16 protein-coding genes and 1 pseudogene are annotated in these 15,275 nt (G+C 61.7%); 3 read left to right on the top strand and 14 right to left on the bottom strand.

Annotation, left to right across the window (positions count from 1 at the left end):
* Positions 1–3: 3 nt before the first annotated feature.
* A complete protein-coding gene (locus AACZ65_RS03300; protein ID WP_339667974.1) occupies positions 4–1,056 on the top strand; it encodes a hypothetical protein in 1,053 nt (350 codons plus the stop codon).
* On the opposite strand, the gene AACZ65_RS03305 is transcribed toward AACZ65_RS03300, so the two are convergent.
* Complete coding sequence (locus AACZ65_RS03305; protein WP_339667976.1) at positions 1,046–1,948, bottom strand: ABC transporter permease; 903 nt, start codon at positions 1,946–1,948, stop codon at positions 1,046–1,048. The two genes, AACZ65_RS03300 and AACZ65_RS03305, sit on opposite strands and share 11 nt — an antisense overlap.
* 100 nt (positions 1,949–2,048) lie before the next feature.
* Here AACZ65_RS03305 and AACZ65_RS03310 point away from each other — a divergent pair, with 100 nt between their 5' ends.
* Positions 2,049–3,173, top strand: coding sequence for a sugar transporter (locus AACZ65_RS03310; protein WP_037270453.1), 1,125 nt, complete (start codon positions 2,049–2,051; stop codon positions 3,171–3,173).
* Between the two features lie 13 nt (positions 3,174–3,186).
* On the top strand, positions 3,187–3,861 hold the full coding sequence (locus AACZ65_RS03315) for an ABC transporter ATP-binding protein (protein ID WP_037270331.1): 675 nt from the start codon (positions 3,187–3,189) through the stop codon (positions 3,859–3,861).
* A gap of 47 nt (positions 3,862–3,908) precedes the next feature.
* On the opposite strand, the gene AACZ65_RS03320 is transcribed toward AACZ65_RS03315, so the two are convergent.
* From AACZ65_RS03320 to AACZ65_RS03380, 13 genes and pseudogenes are all read right to left on the bottom strand, one after another.
* Positions 3,909–4,748, bottom strand: a complete 840-nt coding sequence (locus AACZ65_RS03320; protein WP_339667982.1) for a hypothetical protein — start codon at positions 4,746–4,748, stop codon at positions 3,909–3,911.
* A gap of 11 nt (positions 4,749–4,759) precedes the next feature.
* Positions 4,760–7,072, bottom strand: a complete 2,313-nt coding sequence (locus AACZ65_RS03325; protein WP_339667984.1) for a glycosyltransferase — start codon at positions 7,070–7,072, stop codon at positions 4,760–4,762.
* Positions 7,073–7,178: 106 nt separating this feature from the next.
* Positions 7,179–9,002 (bottom strand): glutamine--fructose-6-phosphate transaminase (isomerizing), encoded by a 1,824-nt coding sequence (gene glmS / locus AACZ65_RS03330; protein WP_339667986.1) that lies wholly within the window; start codon positions 9,000–9,002, stop codon positions 7,179–7,181.
* Positions 9,002–10,357: a bifunctional UDP-N-acetylglucosamine diphosphorylase/glucosamine-1-phosphate N-acetyltransferase GlmU gene (glmU, locus tag AACZ65_RS03335; RefSeq protein WP_339667987.1), complete on the bottom strand. Its 1,356-nt coding sequence runs from the start codon at positions 10,355–10,357 to the stop codon at positions 9,002–9,004. Before glmU ends, glmS begins: the two co-directional genes overlap by 1 nt.
* 454 nt (positions 10,358–10,811) lie before the next feature.
* The gene (gene rpmE, locus AACZ65_RS03340; protein WP_037270324.1) at positions 10,812–11,033 is read right to left on the bottom strand and encodes a 50S ribosomal protein L31; all 222 of its coding nucleotides are present in this window, start codon (positions 11,031–11,033) and stop codon (positions 10,812–10,814) included.
* 11 nt (positions 11,034–11,044) lie between these two features.
* Positions 11,045–11,428, bottom strand: a complete 384-nt coding sequence (rplS, locus tag AACZ65_RS03345; protein ID WP_037270323.1) for a 50S ribosomal protein L19 — start codon at positions 11,426–11,428, stop codon at positions 11,045–11,047.
* 247 nt (positions 11,429–11,675) lie between these two features.
* The gene (gene trmD, locus AACZ65_RS03350; protein ID WP_339667992.1) at positions 11,676–12,479 is read right to left on the bottom strand and encodes a tRNA (guanosine(37)-N1)-methyltransferase TrmD; all 804 of its coding nucleotides are present in this window, start codon (positions 12,477–12,479) and stop codon (positions 11,676–11,678) included.
* Positions 12,476–12,985: a ribosome maturation factor RimM gene (rimM, locus tag AACZ65_RS03355; protein ID WP_339667994.1), complete on the bottom strand. Its 510-nt coding sequence runs from the start codon at positions 12,983–12,985 to the stop codon at positions 12,476–12,478. Before rimM ends, trmD begins: the two co-directional genes overlap by 4 nt.
* Positions 12,986–13,019: 34 nt before the next feature.
* Positions 13,020–13,649, bottom strand: coding sequence for a 5,6-dimethylbenzimidazole synthase (gene bluB, locus AACZ65_RS03360; protein ID WP_339667996.1), 630 nt, complete (start codon positions 13,647–13,649; stop codon positions 13,020–13,022).
* 18 nt (positions 13,650–13,667) lie between these two features.
* A complete protein-coding gene (gene rpsP / locus AACZ65_RS03365) occupies positions 13,668–14,045 on the bottom strand; it encodes a 30S ribosomal protein S16 (RefSeq protein ID WP_037270315.1) in 378 nt (125 codons plus the stop codon).
* A 48-nt stretch (positions 14,046–14,093) separates the two neighbouring features.
* Positions 14,094–14,390 carry a chorismate mutase gene (locus AACZ65_RS03370; protein WP_339667998.1) on the bottom strand — a complete coding sequence of 99 codons (297 nt, stop codon included), beginning with the start codon at positions 14,388–14,390 and terminating at the stop codon, positions 14,094–14,096.
* Between the two features lie 34 nt (positions 14,391–14,424).
* Entirely contained in the window at positions 14,425–14,988 is a 564-nt protein-coding gene (locus tag AACZ65_RS03375; protein ID WP_339668000.1) for a GNAT family N-acetyltransferase, read from the bottom strand.
* A 75-nt stretch (positions 14,989–15,063) separates the two neighbouring features.
* Positions 15,064–15,275 (bottom strand): annotated as a pseudogene (locus AACZ65_RS03380) (signal recognition particle protein); the annotation flags it as partial.

The raw sequence follows: 15,275 nt of genomic DNA on the forward strand, positions 1-15,275 counted from the left end.
ATCATGGCCAAGCGCCTTTTTCTGCATGTCGGAATGCCGAAATGTGCCACGACGTCGATTCAGGCCTTTCTCGCAGAGCATGCCAACGATCTGGCTGCGCGTGGGCTGCATTATGCCTTCGCCCCCGGCGCGCAGGTTCCCGAACAGGGGAATGCCAGCCATCTCGCCAATGCCTTGATCACGGGCGACCCTCGGCAAGGGTGGGCGCTTCTCGATTATTTCCTGCGTGCCGAAGGCGATGTGATCCTCAGTTCCGAGTATCTCTTTGGCGTCTCCCGTGGATCTGTCGCGGAGGATCTGATTGCGCGCATCCGCCAGGCCGGATTCGATGTCAGTTTGATCTGTTATTTCCGCCGTCAGGATCTGTGGATCGAGTCCGACTACAAGCAGCATGTCAAAAGCGGCGCAGACTGGCGCCGGGGAATCGTGGCGCTGCTGGACGAACGGGTCGAAAAGCAGGTGCTGAACTATAACGCCATGCTGATGAACTGGTCCCGCTTCGTGGGGCATGACAATGTGATCGCGGTGCCCTTGAGACCAGAGCAAGGGCCTGACTACGCCGTGCGCCGGTTTCTTGAGGTGCTGGGTGTTGCGGATATGCTGCCACAGGGGGCCGCCGGCCCAAGGCATCACAATGTCAGCCCACCGACCGGCCTTATAGAGCCTGCGCGCTACCTCAAGCGTGCGATGCTGGATCGGGGCGTTTCCATGTCGCTTGTTCAGCAGGAGGTGGACCGCTTCTTTGACGTGGCCCCACGGTTGGTCCACGTGCCGAAGCGGCGGTTCCTGCTGACCCATATCCGCCGGCAACGTCTCTTGCAGAATTGTGAGACCTCGAATGCCGCGCTCGCGCGCAACTTTCTTGGCGGTGTTCCAGCGTTCGACATGGTGCCAGAGCACGACGACCCAAGCGAAATTCCGCTGGGGGCCGAGGCCGCAGGCATTCTTGCGGCTTATCATGTAGACGGCCAAAGCCACTTGCGCAGGCACAGTCACATCTTGCGCGGCTTGAGCCGGCTCAAACGCTCTGTGACGGGATTGCGGATCAGAAGTTGATGATATCCCGGTGATATCGGCGCAGCAGCAACAGCCCAAGCGCAAGCGTGACGCCCGACACGGCCAGCACATAAACAGACGAGACATAGGTGGCGTCATAGGTGCTGTAAATTCCCTTGCGCACCAGTCCGATGGGGTGGGCCAACGGATTCCACCACATCCAGTCCCGATAGGGCAGAGGCACGGTATCAAACAGGACAATGACGCCGGAAACCAAGAAAAGAGGGCGGTTCAAGACCGCCCATGCCCGTTCCCAGATCGGTAGGACCGATAGCAGAAAGCAATTTAGCGTCCCGATACCCGCCCCAAGCGCAAACGCGAGCGTGTAGCCCCACGCGATGGCCTTCATGTCGATGATGACATTGAGATCATAGAAAATGATGATCAGGGGCAAGAGGATCACCGCAATCATGATGCTTGTGATGGCATTCAGAAGAAAACGCGCAATGAGTGCGTCGGTGTATGTGACCCCGGGATAGAACAACAACTGCTTGGAGTAGCGCAGCGCAACCGACATTTTGTTGCTCACGTCCATATAGGCCATGAACGGCAAAATACCCGTCGCGAAAAACAGCGGAAAGCTGGTGCCGAGACTTGGACTTCTGAACGCCAGGGAAAAGACGAAGGTCAGTAGGAAAATACCCGCCACCGGTTCCAGAATGGCCCAGAGATACCCCAATGAAGAGCGCCCATAGGTCGCAGACATCTCGCGCAGCATCAGCGCGATCACCGTCTGGACGGTGCCCGTCCGCTTGCGGGGCAGGGCAGGGGGAAAGGTTACATTTGTCATCTTGACGGATGGTGTATCACCCTGTCCTTTGATAGAAAATCCCCATCCGACAGATATGATCGGACAACAACAGACCAAAGAGCACGATTTGAACCAGTCCAATTCACCTGCGGAAAAAGTGGCCCAACCCTCTGAGCAGGGTGCCGCCCCCAAAACAGGGCCGGGTCCGAACGTGGTTCAGGCCCCGTCCCCCAAGACGCCCGTGCGACCGCCTGCCAAACCGGCGCGCCTGCGCCTGCGTCATGTGATCATTGTTCTCAGCTTTGTTCTTTGGGTGGTCCTGCCTGTGGCGGTGTCGGGCTGGTATCTCTACACTGTCGCGCGCGACCAATACGCAAGCCATGTCGGCTTTTCGGTGCGTACAGAGGAAATCGGCTCTGCCATCGAACTTTTGGGCGGCATCACCGAGTTGTCGGGGTCCAGTTCCTCAGACACGGACATTCTCTACGAATTCATCCAGAGCCCGCAAATCGTGCGCGCCGTGGACGATCAACTCGACATGGCGCGGATTTACCAGCGCTCTGGCGATCCGGTGTTCACGCTCGGAGAAGATACAAGGATCGAGGCGCTGCTGTCTTACTGGCAGCGCATGGTCAAGATTTTCTATGACCGCAGCAGTGGCCTGGTGGAAATCCGTGTGCTCGCCTTTGAGCCACAGGATGCCAAGGCCGTGGCCGAAGTGGTGTTTGCCGAGAGCAGCAACATGATAAATCAGCTGTCGGCCATCGCCCGCGCTGATGCCATGCGCTACGCAGAGGAAGAACTGGCGCGCGCCGAGGATCGGCTCAAGGTATCCAACAGGTCGCTCACCAGTTTCCGCAATCGGACACAGATTGTCGATCCGGCGGCCGATGTTCAGGGTCAGATGGGCCTGTTGAACTCGCTCAACGCGCAGATGGCCGAGGCACAGATCGAGCTAGAGCTTTTGCTCGATAACGCCAACCAGAACGATCCGCGCGTCAATCAGGCCAACCGCAAGATCGCGGCGATCCAGAAATTGATCGACGAAGAGCGCTCGACGTTCGGCGGAGCATCTGGCGTGTCCGGTGTTCAGCAATATTCGGAACTGATCGAAGAATATCAGGCCCTCGAACTCGAACGGCAGTTCGCCGAGAAGAGCTATCTTTCGGCGCTTGCCGCACGCGATGTCGCTTTGGCCGAGGCGCAGCGGCAGTCGCGCTATCTCGCCACCCATATTTCGCCGACCTTGGCCGAAACCGCAGAGTATCCGCGGCGCGAATTGTTGCTCTTGATGATTGCGGGCTTCTTGCTTTTGTCCTGGTCGATTCTTGTGATGGTCTACTACTCCCTGCGCGACAGGCGCTGAGCGGACACGTCCGATGATCGAGATACGCAACCTGTGCAAGACCTTCGTGCTCAACGGGCGGCGCAAGGTGGTTGCGGACAACATCTCTGCCGTGTTCCCGGATCGCACCGCGGTGGCCATTCTCGGACGCAACGGCGCCGGCAAATCAAGCCTGCTCAAGATGTTGGCGGGTTCCATGGACGCCGACAGCGGCGAGGTGATCAGCACTGGCACGATTTCCTGGCCAGTGGGCTTCGCCGGGAGCTTTCATCCCGAGATGACCGGGTTACAGAATGTCCGCTTCATCGCGCGGGTCTACGGCGTGGACACGGCGGAGCTTGTCGATTTCGTCGCGGACTTTGCTGGGCTGGGCCAGCATTTCAACCTGCCTGTGCGCACCTATTCCTCCGGGATGCGCTCGCGCCTCGCTTTCGGGGTGTCGATGGGCATTCACTTTGAAACCTATCTCGTGGACGAGGTGACAGCGGTCGGCGACGCTGCCTTTCGTGAAAAATCCGAACTGCTCTTTGCAGAGCGGATCACGCAGAGCGGGGCGGTCATGGTGACGCATAACATGGCGCAGGTCAAACGCCTCTGCACCCTTGCCGGTGTGCTCGAGGATGGACGCCTCAGCTTCTATGACGACGTGGACGAGGCCATCGCGCACCATCAGGAATTGATGAAAGCCAGCAGAGCAAATTCTGGTTGATACATGTCCTGGCGGGGCGGGAGACCGCTGCCGCCCTTTGGGCTTTCTCAGGTGTCGTCTTCGCGGCTCACAGGGGCCCGGTTGTCAAACCCGAATTGTGTCAGCAGAGCCTCGTTATGAGGGCGAAACTGCTCTTCCAGCCATGCTATCCGCTCTGCGCTGCGGCCCATGTCCGGCTCTTGCGTGTGGTGAAACGCGGTCAGAAACATTTGCCGGATATCGTCATCCGCACAGGCCGGATCCAGCATGGATGCCGCGATGATGTCGCAATCCTGCATCCGCAACGAGGGATTGGTATCGTGATGCGGGACCACCCAGATCATGCCCTCGGGATGGCCCAGAACCGCGTCGAGCACGGGTTGGATATTGCGGTGACTGTCGAGGATGAGTGGCAGACCGGGAAACAGCCTGCCCCAGTTTGTCAGGTACGCTGCGGGCTTCATCGTGTCGATCCGACGCTTGGCAAAGGTCTCGAAATCGCGCCCGCCATAGGGTTTGCGCTCGGCCAGAAAGGTATCGAAGAACTGCTTCATGAATTGCGAATAATCGCCAAACACGAAATCACTGAAGGGGCGCAGGAAAACCAGAAGCTGCACCGCAATCCCGGCCTCCTTGGTGATCTCTGAAAGCGCAATGCCCCGCTTTGAGAGCGAATAGAGATCCTCGTGGCTCAGCACGACGGTGTGCACACCATCCATGAACATGGCGGCCACTTCGGCTCTGGTGATGTCGGCGATATCACCGGCATTGCCGGGGTGCGTTCCGGGCGGCGCCGGATAGTGAATGCCGTGCTGCAACAGCGTCTCGGAATTCTGTAGCATCACGCGCTGGAGATAGGTCGAGCCACATTTGGGCGAACCGATATGCAGGATGATCTTTTGGGTCATGTGGCAGGCTTCTAGGGCCGTGCAAGGCGTGTGGCAAGCCGATTGGCAAGATGGTCGATCATCTCCTCCGGATGGCTGCCAAGATCGCGCAGATCAATCTCGCGCTCAGATTTGCCCACCGGGGCGGCGTGCCACGCTGTGCTGAGGGCATCGGCCAGATCCGGTGCCGTGGCGGGCACGGAGAGGATGGCGGGGCTCAACCGGCTCAGGTCCTTGGGGCCAAAGCCGTTGGTGACGACCCGCACCCCGGCGGCTGCCATTTCCAGCGGTGGGTGGCTGGGATGCGGTGAATACATCAGTGACAGACCGAGATCGACCTTGCCCAAATAGTCGGGATAATCCTCCCAAGGCAATTTTCCGAGGCTTCGCAACACAAGGTCCCCCGGCAGCGAGACATCACTGTGATGCTGACCGATGGACACGAGCTCGATGTCATCTGGGCCCAGCCCTTCTTTGCCGACAAAGCGTGCCAAGGCCTCGATTGCAGTGGCATACATATTGCGCGGCACATCGGGCCGCCCATAGAGCGCCAGACGGCGTGGCCCGTTGCCCGCCGCATGGCGCGCGACATGGCTATAGCGCGCGATGTCGATCGACGGATGAAACGACAGAGCATCCCCTGAGGCGAACCCGAACCCTTGCTGGGCAAACCAGTCACGCAAAAGGGTTGTGTTGAACACCGGCTCGAAATCAAAGTGATAGCTGGCCATGGCATCGGCGAATTCCGGACCCCAGGCATAGAAATGCGGCTCATAGTCCTGAATGAGATAGAGAAACCGTGCCTGTGGCATCTCGTTCCGCCGGATCAGCTTTTCCGCCACATGCGCGCTCCACCAGGCAGTAGCCATGAACATATCCTCGGCATGGAGCGAGAGCGTCTTGCTCTGCACGCCGCATAGCAGGCTGATGCGCGCGGCAGCCGCTTCTCGGTCATGGCCCTGTCCAAGACGCCCCAGCACGAAACTGCGCGACGTGCCCGGAGAGGACAACGGCAGATCGGTGGCGATGAACCGCACGGCATAGCCGCGCACCGCAAGTCCAAGCCCAATGTCGAGCGCGGTGGCAATCCCGGCAAAGATCTCGGTCGGGTTGAGTGTCGGCACAAGGATGTTCAGCGCGGCATGCGGTGCCGTGAACTCTGGCACAAAGCGCGGTTCCTTGCGTAGATCGATAATGGACTCGTGCTTGACCGGTGCCTTTGCCGGACCGGAGAAACTCTGGGGCGGGCGCGGTGACATGCCCGGTGACAGCGAATAGAGCCGCGTGTCAAATGCGTCGATGGCGCTCTTCAGCCCCGGTCCAAGCGCTTCCCGCAGGCTCCAGATGGCGCGTCCGACGCTGACCACGGCGAATCCGGCCGCGATCCGCGCCAACCCTGCGTGCCCCTGCAGCCCCAAGGCGAAGGCATCGCGCAGATGTATGCCCATCCCGCGCATGCGGCGCAGATAGGGGCGCAGCGGCGCGGTTTTGGCCTCGCCATGTTTCAGGCGGCCGTCGGTGACGGCATCGCTCAGCCGGTTATAGGTCGACTGCCCGAGGTAGCGTGCCAGCGCATAGGCGGTGGCCTCTTTGCGCATCCACATGGCGTCGGGGCGCTTCCAGCGTGGGCCTTTGGCCCGGCTGCGGTCAATCGCCCCCATCACGTTGCTCTGATGCTGGCGATAATCCACCAGCGGCGCGTCGATCAGATGCACCCCGCCCGTCGCCGAGGCCAATAGGCCAAGCCAGAGGTCATGGTAGAAATGCACCCCGCTCTGCGGTGGAAAAGGCAGCGCCAGCCGTACCAGCCGGGGCCGCATCAGCGTGGTCATGCCGGTGATATTGTTGCGATACAGCAGGCCACGCAGGCCGGGTTTCTTCTTGCGCCGCTCAAACGCGAACATCGAGCGGTGCAACTCGGTCGTTCCATCCGGCCCGACAAGGCGTGCATCGCTGTGAACAAGATCCGCACCGCTTGCCACCAGCGCCGCAACCCCGCGCTCCAGACGATCGACATGCCAGATGTCATCCTGATCACAGAGCGCGATCAATGCCGCATCCTCGTCCAACCCCTCGGCGTCGATCAGGTTCAGCGCCTCGCTCAGCCCCGCCTCAAAGGCCCGCACCGCATCGAGTGGAACGTCGCTGGGAACCAGTGTCAGGGGTAGGTTTGGGGCTGCGGCCGCTGCTGTCGCGGCGACCAGCGCCTCGGAACACGTATCGGCAATGACCGCCACCAAATGACACTCGGCATGGGTCTGATCCGCAAGCGACCTGATTTGCGCCGCCAGATATGCAGACTCGGGCTGGAACACGGCCATTATGATGAAAATGCGCGGTGCCATTATGTCCTGAGTAATCAAAATACCGCTTGCGCTCTAACCGAGCGCTCTTGCCAATGCAAGCCGGGCGCATCCGGCACAAGGTCTCTGACCTGTGTTGCCCGCCGTGTCATTCAACCGTAACAGATTTTGCAAGGTTTCTGGGTTGATCCACATCGGTCCCTTTGGCCACGGCGGTGTGATAGGCGAGCAGCTGCGCGGGCAGCGCATAGAGGATGGGGGCCAGCATGGGGTCTGTATCGGGCAGGGTGATGGTCTGCCAGACGCAATCACCCGCCTGCATCACGCCCCGCGCATCCGACACCAGCACCATTCGCCCGCCGCGCGCCATGACCTCTTGCATGTTCGAGACAGTCTTGTCGAACAGCGCATCGCAGGGAGCCATGACAACCACCGGCATCGTCTCGTCAATCAGCGCGATCGGCCCGTGCTTCAACTCGCCCGAAGCATAGGCCTCGGCGTGGATATAGCTGATTTCCTTGAGTTTCAGCGCCCCTTCCAGCGCCAAGGGATACATCAGGCCGCGACCGAGAAAGAGCGCGCTTGGGGCGGTCGCGAGCTGCCGCGCGATGGCTCTGATCTGGTCGCTGCACTCCATCGCGGTGTTGAACGCTGCGGGCAGGGCGCGCAGCCCGGACAGAAGATCGGCCAGACGTTCCGGCCCGATATGGCCCCGGTCCTGCGCAGCCTTGAGCGCCAAAAGCAGGAGCACGGTTAACTGACAGGTAAAGGCCTTGGTCGAGGCCACGCCGATCTCGGCCCCGGCATGAATCGACAGGACGAGATCGCTCTCGCGGGCGATGGAACTCTCTGGCACATTGACCACAGAGAGGATCTCTTGGGCACGCCCCTGCATATAGCGCAGTGCTGCCAGCGTGTCGGCGGTTTCCCCCGACTGGCTGACAAAGACCGCCACGGTGCCGGGGCTCACTGGGGGCTCGCGATAGCGAAACTCCGAGGCGATATCGACCTCGACCGGCAGACGCGCCAATTGCTCGAACCAGTATTTCGCGGTGAGACAGGCATAATAGGCGGTGCCGCAGGCGACGAGTGTCAGCCGCTCGATCCGGGCAAAGTTCGGCACGCCCTCGGGCAGGGTCAGGCTGGTGCCGTCGCTGCTCAGATAATGCCCGAGGGCTGCTCCGATGACCGAGGGTTGCTCGGCGATTTCCTTGGCCATGAAATGCCGATGCCCCGCCTTGTCGACACGGGCCGCCTCGATCTCGATGGTCTTGATGGGGCGGTTGGCCAGATGACCATGGATGTCCGTTATCTCGAGGCTTTGGCGCGTCACAACCGCGATGTCGCCCTCTTCCAGATACGTGATCCGGTCGGTCATCGGGGCCAGCGCAATGGCGTCCGAGCCAACGAACATCTCGCCCGTGCCATGGCCCACCGCCAGAGGGCTGCCACGCCGCGCGGCGACCAGCAGATCGGGCTCATTCTCGAACAGGAAACAGAGCGCATAGGCCCCTTCAAGACGGCCAACCGTGGCGCGCGCTGCATCGACCGGGCTCATGCCGCGCTGCATGTAATGATGCGCCAGAAGGGCCACGGTCTCGGTGTCGGTCTCGGTCTCATGGGCGATGCCATGGGCGGCCAGTTCGGCCCGCAGCGCCCGGAAATTCTCGATGATGCCGTTGTGGACAACCGCCACGGGCCCGGAGCGGTGCGGATGGGCGTTCGCCTCGGTCGGGGCCCCATGGGTGGCCCAGCGGGTGTGTCCGATCCCCGCCTTGCCCGCCAGCGGATGATGGACCAGCAGATCGGCCAGATTCACCAACTTGCCCACCGCGCGGCGACGATCCAGACGCCCGTCGTTGATCGTGGCGATCCCGGCGCTGTCATAGCCACGATATTCCAGCCGCTTGAGCGCCTCAACCAGCAGCGGCGCCGCCTCGTGATCCCCCAGAACCCCGACAATCCCACACATCACATTGCCCCTTTGTCGCGTTTTCCGGCACGTGCCTTCAACAGATCGAAGAGCTTGCGCGCGCGCCCGGGCATGTCCACTTGCGGCGCTCGGGCAATGGACAGCGCATCCGGGGCCACATCGCGGGTGATCACCGATCCTGATCCGGTCATGGCCCCGTCGCCCAAGGTGACGGGGGCCACCAGCATGGTGTTCGAGCCCACGAAAACGCGCGCGCCGATCACCGTTTCATGCTTGCTCACACCGTCGTAGTTACAGGTGATGGTGCCAGCGCCGATATTGCTCTCGTCGCCCACGCGCGCATCGCCGATGTAGCTCAGGTGATTGACCTTGGCCCCTTCGCCGATCAGCGCATTCTTGACCTCGACGAAATTGCCGATGCGAGCGTGTTCGGCCAGTTCGGTGCCGGGGCGCAGCCGGGCATAGGGGCCAACCACCGCACCGCGCGCCACATGGCAGCCCTCCAGATGCGAAAACGCGCGAATATGCGCGCCGGTCTCGACGGTCACGCCGGCTCCAAAGACCACATAGGGCTCGACCAGACTGTCGCGGCCCAGCCATGTGTCATAGGCGAATTGCACAGTGTCCGGCGCGACGAGGGTCACGCCGGTTTCCAGCGCCTCGGCCCGTTTGCGGGCCTGAAACGCGGCCTCTGCCCGCGCCAGTTCGGCGCGTGAATTGATACCCATGGTCTCGGCTTCGTCGCAGGTGACGGCGGTGGCCGACAGCCCCCGCGCGCGGGCCAGACCCACGATGTCTGTCAGGTAATATTCACCCGCCGCATTGGCGTTGCCGACCTCTGCGATCAGATCAAAAAGCAAAGCCGCAGGTGCCAGAACCACGCCGCTATTGCAAAGCGTTACGGCGCGCTCGGCTGCGGTCGCGTCCTTGAACTCGACAATCCGGAGCAGGTCGTTGCTCTGCACCACCAATCGCCCATAGCGGCCCGGATCGGCGGCCTCGAACCCCAGCACAACGATGTCATGGGCGCCGCGCGCCGCCTGCATCCGTTCCAGCGTATCAGGCTGTATAAAGGGCGTGTCGCCATAGAGCACCAGCGCATCGCCCTCGTATCCTGCCAGACACGGCGCAGCCTGCGCCACCGCATGGGCGGTGCCCAGTTGCTCGGACTGGATCACGATTTCCGCGCTCTCTTCAAACTCAAGTGCGGCGGCACGCACCGCCTCGGCACCATGTCCGGCCACAACGATCACTTGGTCGGGTTCCAATGTCGCGCCCGCCTGCATCGCATGCCCCAGCATCGGCGCACCGCCGATCGGGTGCAGCACCTTGGGAAGGTCGGAATTCATCCGCGTCCCCTGACCTGCGGCCAGTATGATCAGTGCCGTCGCCATTCTGCGCCCTCTGCCTCGTTTGTGTCCGTTTTATCCGGTTGCGGCACAGGTGCAAGGGCAGCGGTCAACCAGGCCAGCGATCGCTGGGAATTTCGACAATTTTAACCATTATTTCACGCCATTTTCCGATTGTCGGCCTGCTGCAACCCTTTGCAGCGCAAGGAGGTGAGGAAACTGAGAGAAACCGAATTTCGGAAATGGATGGTCTTACTCGCAGCGGGGACGCTGCTCGTCGGGATCATCCGGCTCTTGATGGGGTTCTAATCCCCTGAAAGAAAAGACCCTGCGGAGCAGCAACTCCGCAGGGTCACGTTTTCGGTGAGGACACTGAAAACCGATTTTCGGATGTCCTGTTTATACCCCAATCCCTACCAAAAAGTAAAGCTGCGCCTGTGCTCCAAGCAAAACGCCGCCCCAAAGGGCGGCGTTTGTCGTATCCGGCTGGAAACAGGGTTTAGAACCCAAGGCCAGCGTATTTGTTCTTGAACTTCGACACACGGCCACCAGCATCCATCAGACGCGAGCTGCCGCCCGTCCAGGCGGGGTGCACCGAGGGGTCGATGTCAAGCGACAGCGTGTCGCCTTCTTTGCCATAGGTCGAGCGCATCTGAACGATGGTGCCGTCGGTCATCTTGACGTCGATGACGTGATAATCGGGGTGGATGTCTTTTTTCATCGTACCAATCCTTACGCGGAAGTGCCCGACAGGGCCTTGTAATTGGCGTCCTCGGCGATGCGGGCCGATTTGCCGCGGCGCGAGCGCAGGTAATACAGCTTGGCGCGGCGCACGCGACCACGGCGTACAACCTCTATGCTGTCGATATTGGTCGAATAGAGCGGGAACATACGCTCCACGCCTTCGCCAAAGGAAATCTTGCGGACCGTGAACGAGCCGGCGATGCCCTTGCCATTCTTGCGGCTGATGCACACGCCTTCAAAGTTCTGCACGCGGCTGCGGGTGCCTTCGGTCACTTTGTAACCGACACGGATCGTGTCGCCGGCTTTGAAATCGGGAATGGTCTTCCCGAGGGCGGCAATCTGTTCCGCCTCCAACTGAGCGATAATATCCATCGCTTCTCTCCTGATTTGCTTGCGGTTTTTTCCGCAAAGTGTCTCGCGTCCTAAGAGCTCTTGGTCTTCTTCCGGGTTCGCAGATGCGCCCGCCAGAGATCAGGTCGTCCTTGTCTGTGATCCGTTTGCCGGGGCTGCCGCAGGCGACCGAAGAAAGTCAGGCGGAGGATATAGCCAATAACAAACGTGCCCGGAGCCGCCAAGCGATTCCAAGCAAGGCGGTGTATAGGAGGAAGTGCTAGATGGATCAAGCCTTGTCAGATTGGGCGCGAAGGTGTTTTTCCCACAGATCGGGGCGCCGTTCGGCCGTCAGGCGCTCGGACATCTCGCGCCGCCATGTCTCGACCTTGGCATGATCGCCCGAGGTCAGCACCTCGGGGATGGGGCGGCCCATCCATTCGGCCGGGCGGGTATACTGCGGATGTTCCAGCAACCCGTTGGAATGACTTTCCTCGGCTGTGCTGTCGGCATTTCCCAAAACGCCGGGCAAGAGGCGCACGGTGGCGTCGATCATCGCTTGTGCTGCAATCTCGCCGCCGGTCATCACGAAATCGCCCAAGGACACCTCTTGGATGCCATAGTGCTCGATCACGCGCTCATCCAGCCCCTCGAACCGGCCACAGATGAGCGTTACGCCGGGGCGTTGCGACAGGTCTTGCGCCATCGCTTGATCGAACCTCCTCCCGCGTGGGCTGAGGTAGATCAGCGGCCAGCCGGGCGGTGTGCCTGCCATCGCCTCGTCAATCGCACGCCCCATGACATCGGCCCGCAGAACCATGCCCGCGCCGCCACCGGCCGGGGTGTCATCGACATTGCGATGCCGCCCCTCACCGTAAGGGCGCAGGTCGATCGGATCGAGCGCCCAGAGACCGTTCTGCAGCGCGCGTCCTGTCAGGCTCTCGCCTAGAACGCCCGGAAACGCTTGCGGCAGCAGGGTGATCACCCGCGCTGTCCAGACGCCCGCCAGTTCCGGCGTGGGCGTGATCAATTCGCGTGGGGTCATGGTGGCGCGGATGGATTTGCGCCCATGCGAGCGGGGGGTATCGCTCATGTCAGGCCATCGGGCGGATCGGCGATGATGCGGCCAGAGGCCAGATCGACGGTTGGCACCGCCTCTTTGGTAAAGGGCAGGAGGATGGTCGAGGAAAGCCCCGGCGCGTGGATTTCCAGAATGTCCGACGCACCATGGTTGAGCACCGCCTTGACCCGTCCCAGCATCGCGCCGCCGGTGTCAAACACCTCGAGGCCGATCAGGTCGGCGTGATAGAATTCATCATCCGGCAGATTGGGCAATTGCGCCCGCAGCGCATAGAGCCGCGTGCCGCGCAGGGCATCGGCGGCCTCTTTGGTGGTCACGCCGGATAGTTGCACGGTAAATCCGTTGGTGGTCTGGCCCGTCAGGGTCACGTCAAAGGCGCGCGTGCCATCTTCGGTGCTGAGCGGGCTGTAGGCCGCAATATCCTCGGGCATGGCGGTAAAGCTCTTGAGCCGCACTTCACCACGCACACCAAAGGCGCCGCCAATGGCCCCTACGCAAATGCGGTCACTGTCGCTCATCGGCTTGTCTCCGGTTGTTCGGATAGGGGCATGATCAGCGCACCTCGGTCGGTAGAGTGGGTCGGCGGGTTTCCCATCCGGCCAGTTCCAGTTCGGGTGTTTCGCTCGTGGTTTCGGGCCAGCCGACGCAGAGATAGGCCACCAGCACCCAGTCGGCGGGCACATCGAGATCGCGTGACAATTGCGCGGGATCGAGGATGGACACCCAGCCCACGCCCAGCCCCTGTGCCCGCGCCGCCAGCCAGAAATGGGTGATCGCGCCCACCACGGAATAGCGCCGCATCTCGGGCATCGTGCCCGCGCCCAGACCGGCGCCCTTGTCGGTCGCCTCGTCGCAATAGACCGCCAGTTGCACCGGGGCCTCTTGCATCCCCGAGAGCTTGAGGCCGCTATAAATGCGCGCCTTGTCACCATCATACCCCGCCAAGGCCTGTGCATTGGCGGCGGTGAAATTCTCCAGCGCCGCAGCCCGCGCGCCGGGCGATTGTACCCGGATCACGCGCCACGGTTCGCTCAGCCCCACAGAGGGCGAGAGAAGGAAGGTGTCGAGGCAGTCTTGCAAGACAGCCTCGTCCACCGCGTCCCGGCGAAAGCGGCGCACATCGCGCCGCCATCGCATGAGATCGCGCAGGCCAATCTGGAAGTCCTTGGAAAATTGCGACATTCCAGCGCCTTTCCGGTCTTATTCCTCGGCGGCTGCCTCTTCGGCAGGGGCGTTGGCGGCCTCGGCCTTGGCGGCTTTCTCGGCGGCGCGCTCTTGCGCCTTCTTGCCGGGAACGGCCTTTTTCAGGTTGGCGCGCTCTTTCTTGGCGATGACGCCAGCGGCTTCCAGCATGCGGCTGATGCGGTCGGTCGGCTGTGCGCCCTGCGCCAGCCAGTGCTGCACGCGCTCGACGTTCATCTTGACGCGGTCTTCGCTGTCCTTGGGCAGGAGCGGGTTGTAGGTGCCCAGCTTTTCGATGAAGCGGCCATCGCGCGGCATGCGGCTGTCGGCTGCGACGATCCGGTAGGAGGGACGCTTCTTGCTGCCACCACGGGCAAGACGGATTTTCATGGCCATTTGATTTTCTCCTTTAATGGCGTGGGTTTGATGGGGTTTGATCCCACCTTACGATTGGTGTTGCTGGTGATGCCGGATCACCTCGGCGATGATGAAGTTCAGGAACTTCTTGGCAAATTCCGGGTCCAGATCGGCCGTTCTTGCCAATTCTTCGAGCCGTTCGATCTGTTGCGCCTCGCGCGCGGGATCGGACGGGGGAAGGTCGTATTCAGCCTTGAGTTTCCCCACGGCCTGCGTGTGCTTGAACCGTTCGGCCAGCGTGAAGACGAGGATCGCGTCGAGGCGGTCGATGCTCTGACGATGTTCCTTGAGAAGCTGCGCGGCAAGCGCGATTGCGTCAGTCATGCAAGACTCCGGCGGCTGAAAGAATGAGCGTGCATCATGCGTAGGCCTCGACCGAGCCGTCGTCGTCACGGCCCAAGGCGGCATCGGGGCCGGGGTGACGGTAGAGCAGGTCGCGGCCCATGTGGATGTTGTCATATTCCCGCTCGAACCACGCGCCCAAGCGTTCGGCAAGTGCGACCGAGCGCGTATTGCCCGGCACGATGTTCGAGGTCAGCGTGTCAAAGCCCAGATCCTCATAGGCATAGCGGCGCGCGCGATGCGCGGCTTCATAGGCGATGCCGCGGCCTTCAAAACCGGCATAGAGCGCCCAGCCCAATTCCGGTTCAGGCCAGCCTTCGGGATTCCAGATGCCGGCGATGCCGGCTGTCTCGCCGGTGTCCTTCATCTCGATGGTGAAATAGCCATAGCCGTGGATATGCCAGTGCCCGACGTTGAGCGTGAACCAGCGCCAGGCATCGCCCCGGTTGGGCGAAGAGCCAAAGCCCTCGGACCGGTCCCGGTCGAGCAGAAAGGCGATGGTGGGCTCGATATCCCGCGCCTCTGGCCCACGCAGGATCAGGCGCGGGGTTTCCAGCGTTGGGGCCTGGGTCAGGTTCATTGCTGTGCCATCCCCCGGCAAGGTGCCGGTTGTGCTGCGGGATTTGAGGTGTCTTGGAACAGTGAAAGCATGGGCTTATTTCTTCTTGCCAAAGCCCGAGAGGCCGGGGGGCAGACCCATGCCACCGCCAAGCCCCGGCAATTTGCCGCCCAGGCCACCGGGCAGCTTGCCACCAAGGGCCTTGGCCGCCTCTTCCATCGCCTGCGGGTCGTTCATGTCGGGCATGCCGCCCTTGCCGAACATGCCCTTCATGGCCTGTTTCAGCATGCCGCCTTTGCCCATCTTGC

The sequence above is a fragment of the uncultured Roseovarius sp. genome, assembly GCF_963972555.1.
GTDB lineage: Bacteria > Pseudomonadota > Alphaproteobacteria > Rhodobacterales > Rhodobacteraceae > Roseovarius > Roseovarius mucosus.

Bases quoted from the DNA above. Each gene is read 5' to 3' on its own strand.
- AACZ65_RS03300 (WP_339667974.1), top strand. From the start codon at position 4: ATGGCCAAGCGCCTTTTTCTGCATGTCGGAATGCCGAAATGTGCCACG.
- AACZ65_RS03375 (WP_339668000.1), bottom strand. From the start codon at position 14,988: ATGAACCTGACCCAGGCCCCAACGCTGGAAACCCCGCGCCTGATCCTG.
- AACZ65_RS03325 (WP_339667984.1), bottom strand. From the start codon at position 7,072: ATGGCACCGCGCATTTTCATCATAATGGCCGTGTTCCAGCCCGAGTCT.
- glmS (WP_339667986.1), bottom strand. From the start codon at position 9,002: ATGTGTGGGATTGTCGGGGTTCTGGGGGATCACGAGGCGGCGCCGCTG.
- AACZ65_RS03370 (WP_339667998.1), bottom strand. From the start codon at position 14,390: ATGACTGACGCAATCGCGCTTGCCGCGCAGCTTCTCAAGGAACATCGT.
- AACZ65_RS03315 (WP_037270331.1), top strand. From the start codon at position 3,187: ATGATCGAGATACGCAACCTGTGCAAGACCTTCGTGCTCAACGGGCGG.
- bluB (WP_339667996.1), bottom strand. From the start codon at position 13,649: ATGTCGCAATTTTCCAAGGACTTCCAGATTGGCCTGCGCGATCTCATG.
- trmD (WP_339667992.1), bottom strand. From the start codon at position 12,479: ATGAGCGATACCCCCCGCTCGCATGGGCGCAAATCCATCCGCGCCACC.
- rpsP (WP_037270315.1), bottom strand. From the start codon at position 14,045: ATGGCCATGAAAATCCGTCTTGCCCGTGGTGGCAGCAAGAAGCGTCCC.
- rplS (WP_037270323.1), bottom strand. From the start codon at position 11,428: ATGGATATTATCGCTCAGTTGGAGGCGGAACAGATTGCCGCCCTCGGG.
- glmU (WP_339667987.1), bottom strand. From the start codon at position 10,357: ATGGCGACGGCACTGATCATACTGGCCGCAGGTCAGGGGACGCGGATG.
- rimM (WP_339667994.1), bottom strand. From the start codon at position 12,985: ATGAGCGACAGTGACCGCATTTGCGTAGGGGCCATTGGCGGCGCCTTT.
- rpmE (WP_037270324.1), bottom strand. From the start codon at position 11,033: ATGAAAAAAGACATCCACCCCGATTATCACGTCATCGACGTCAAGATG.
- AACZ65_RS03320 (WP_339667982.1), bottom strand. From the start codon at position 4,748: ATGACCCAAAAGATCATCCTGCATATCGGTTCGCCCAAATGTGGCTCG.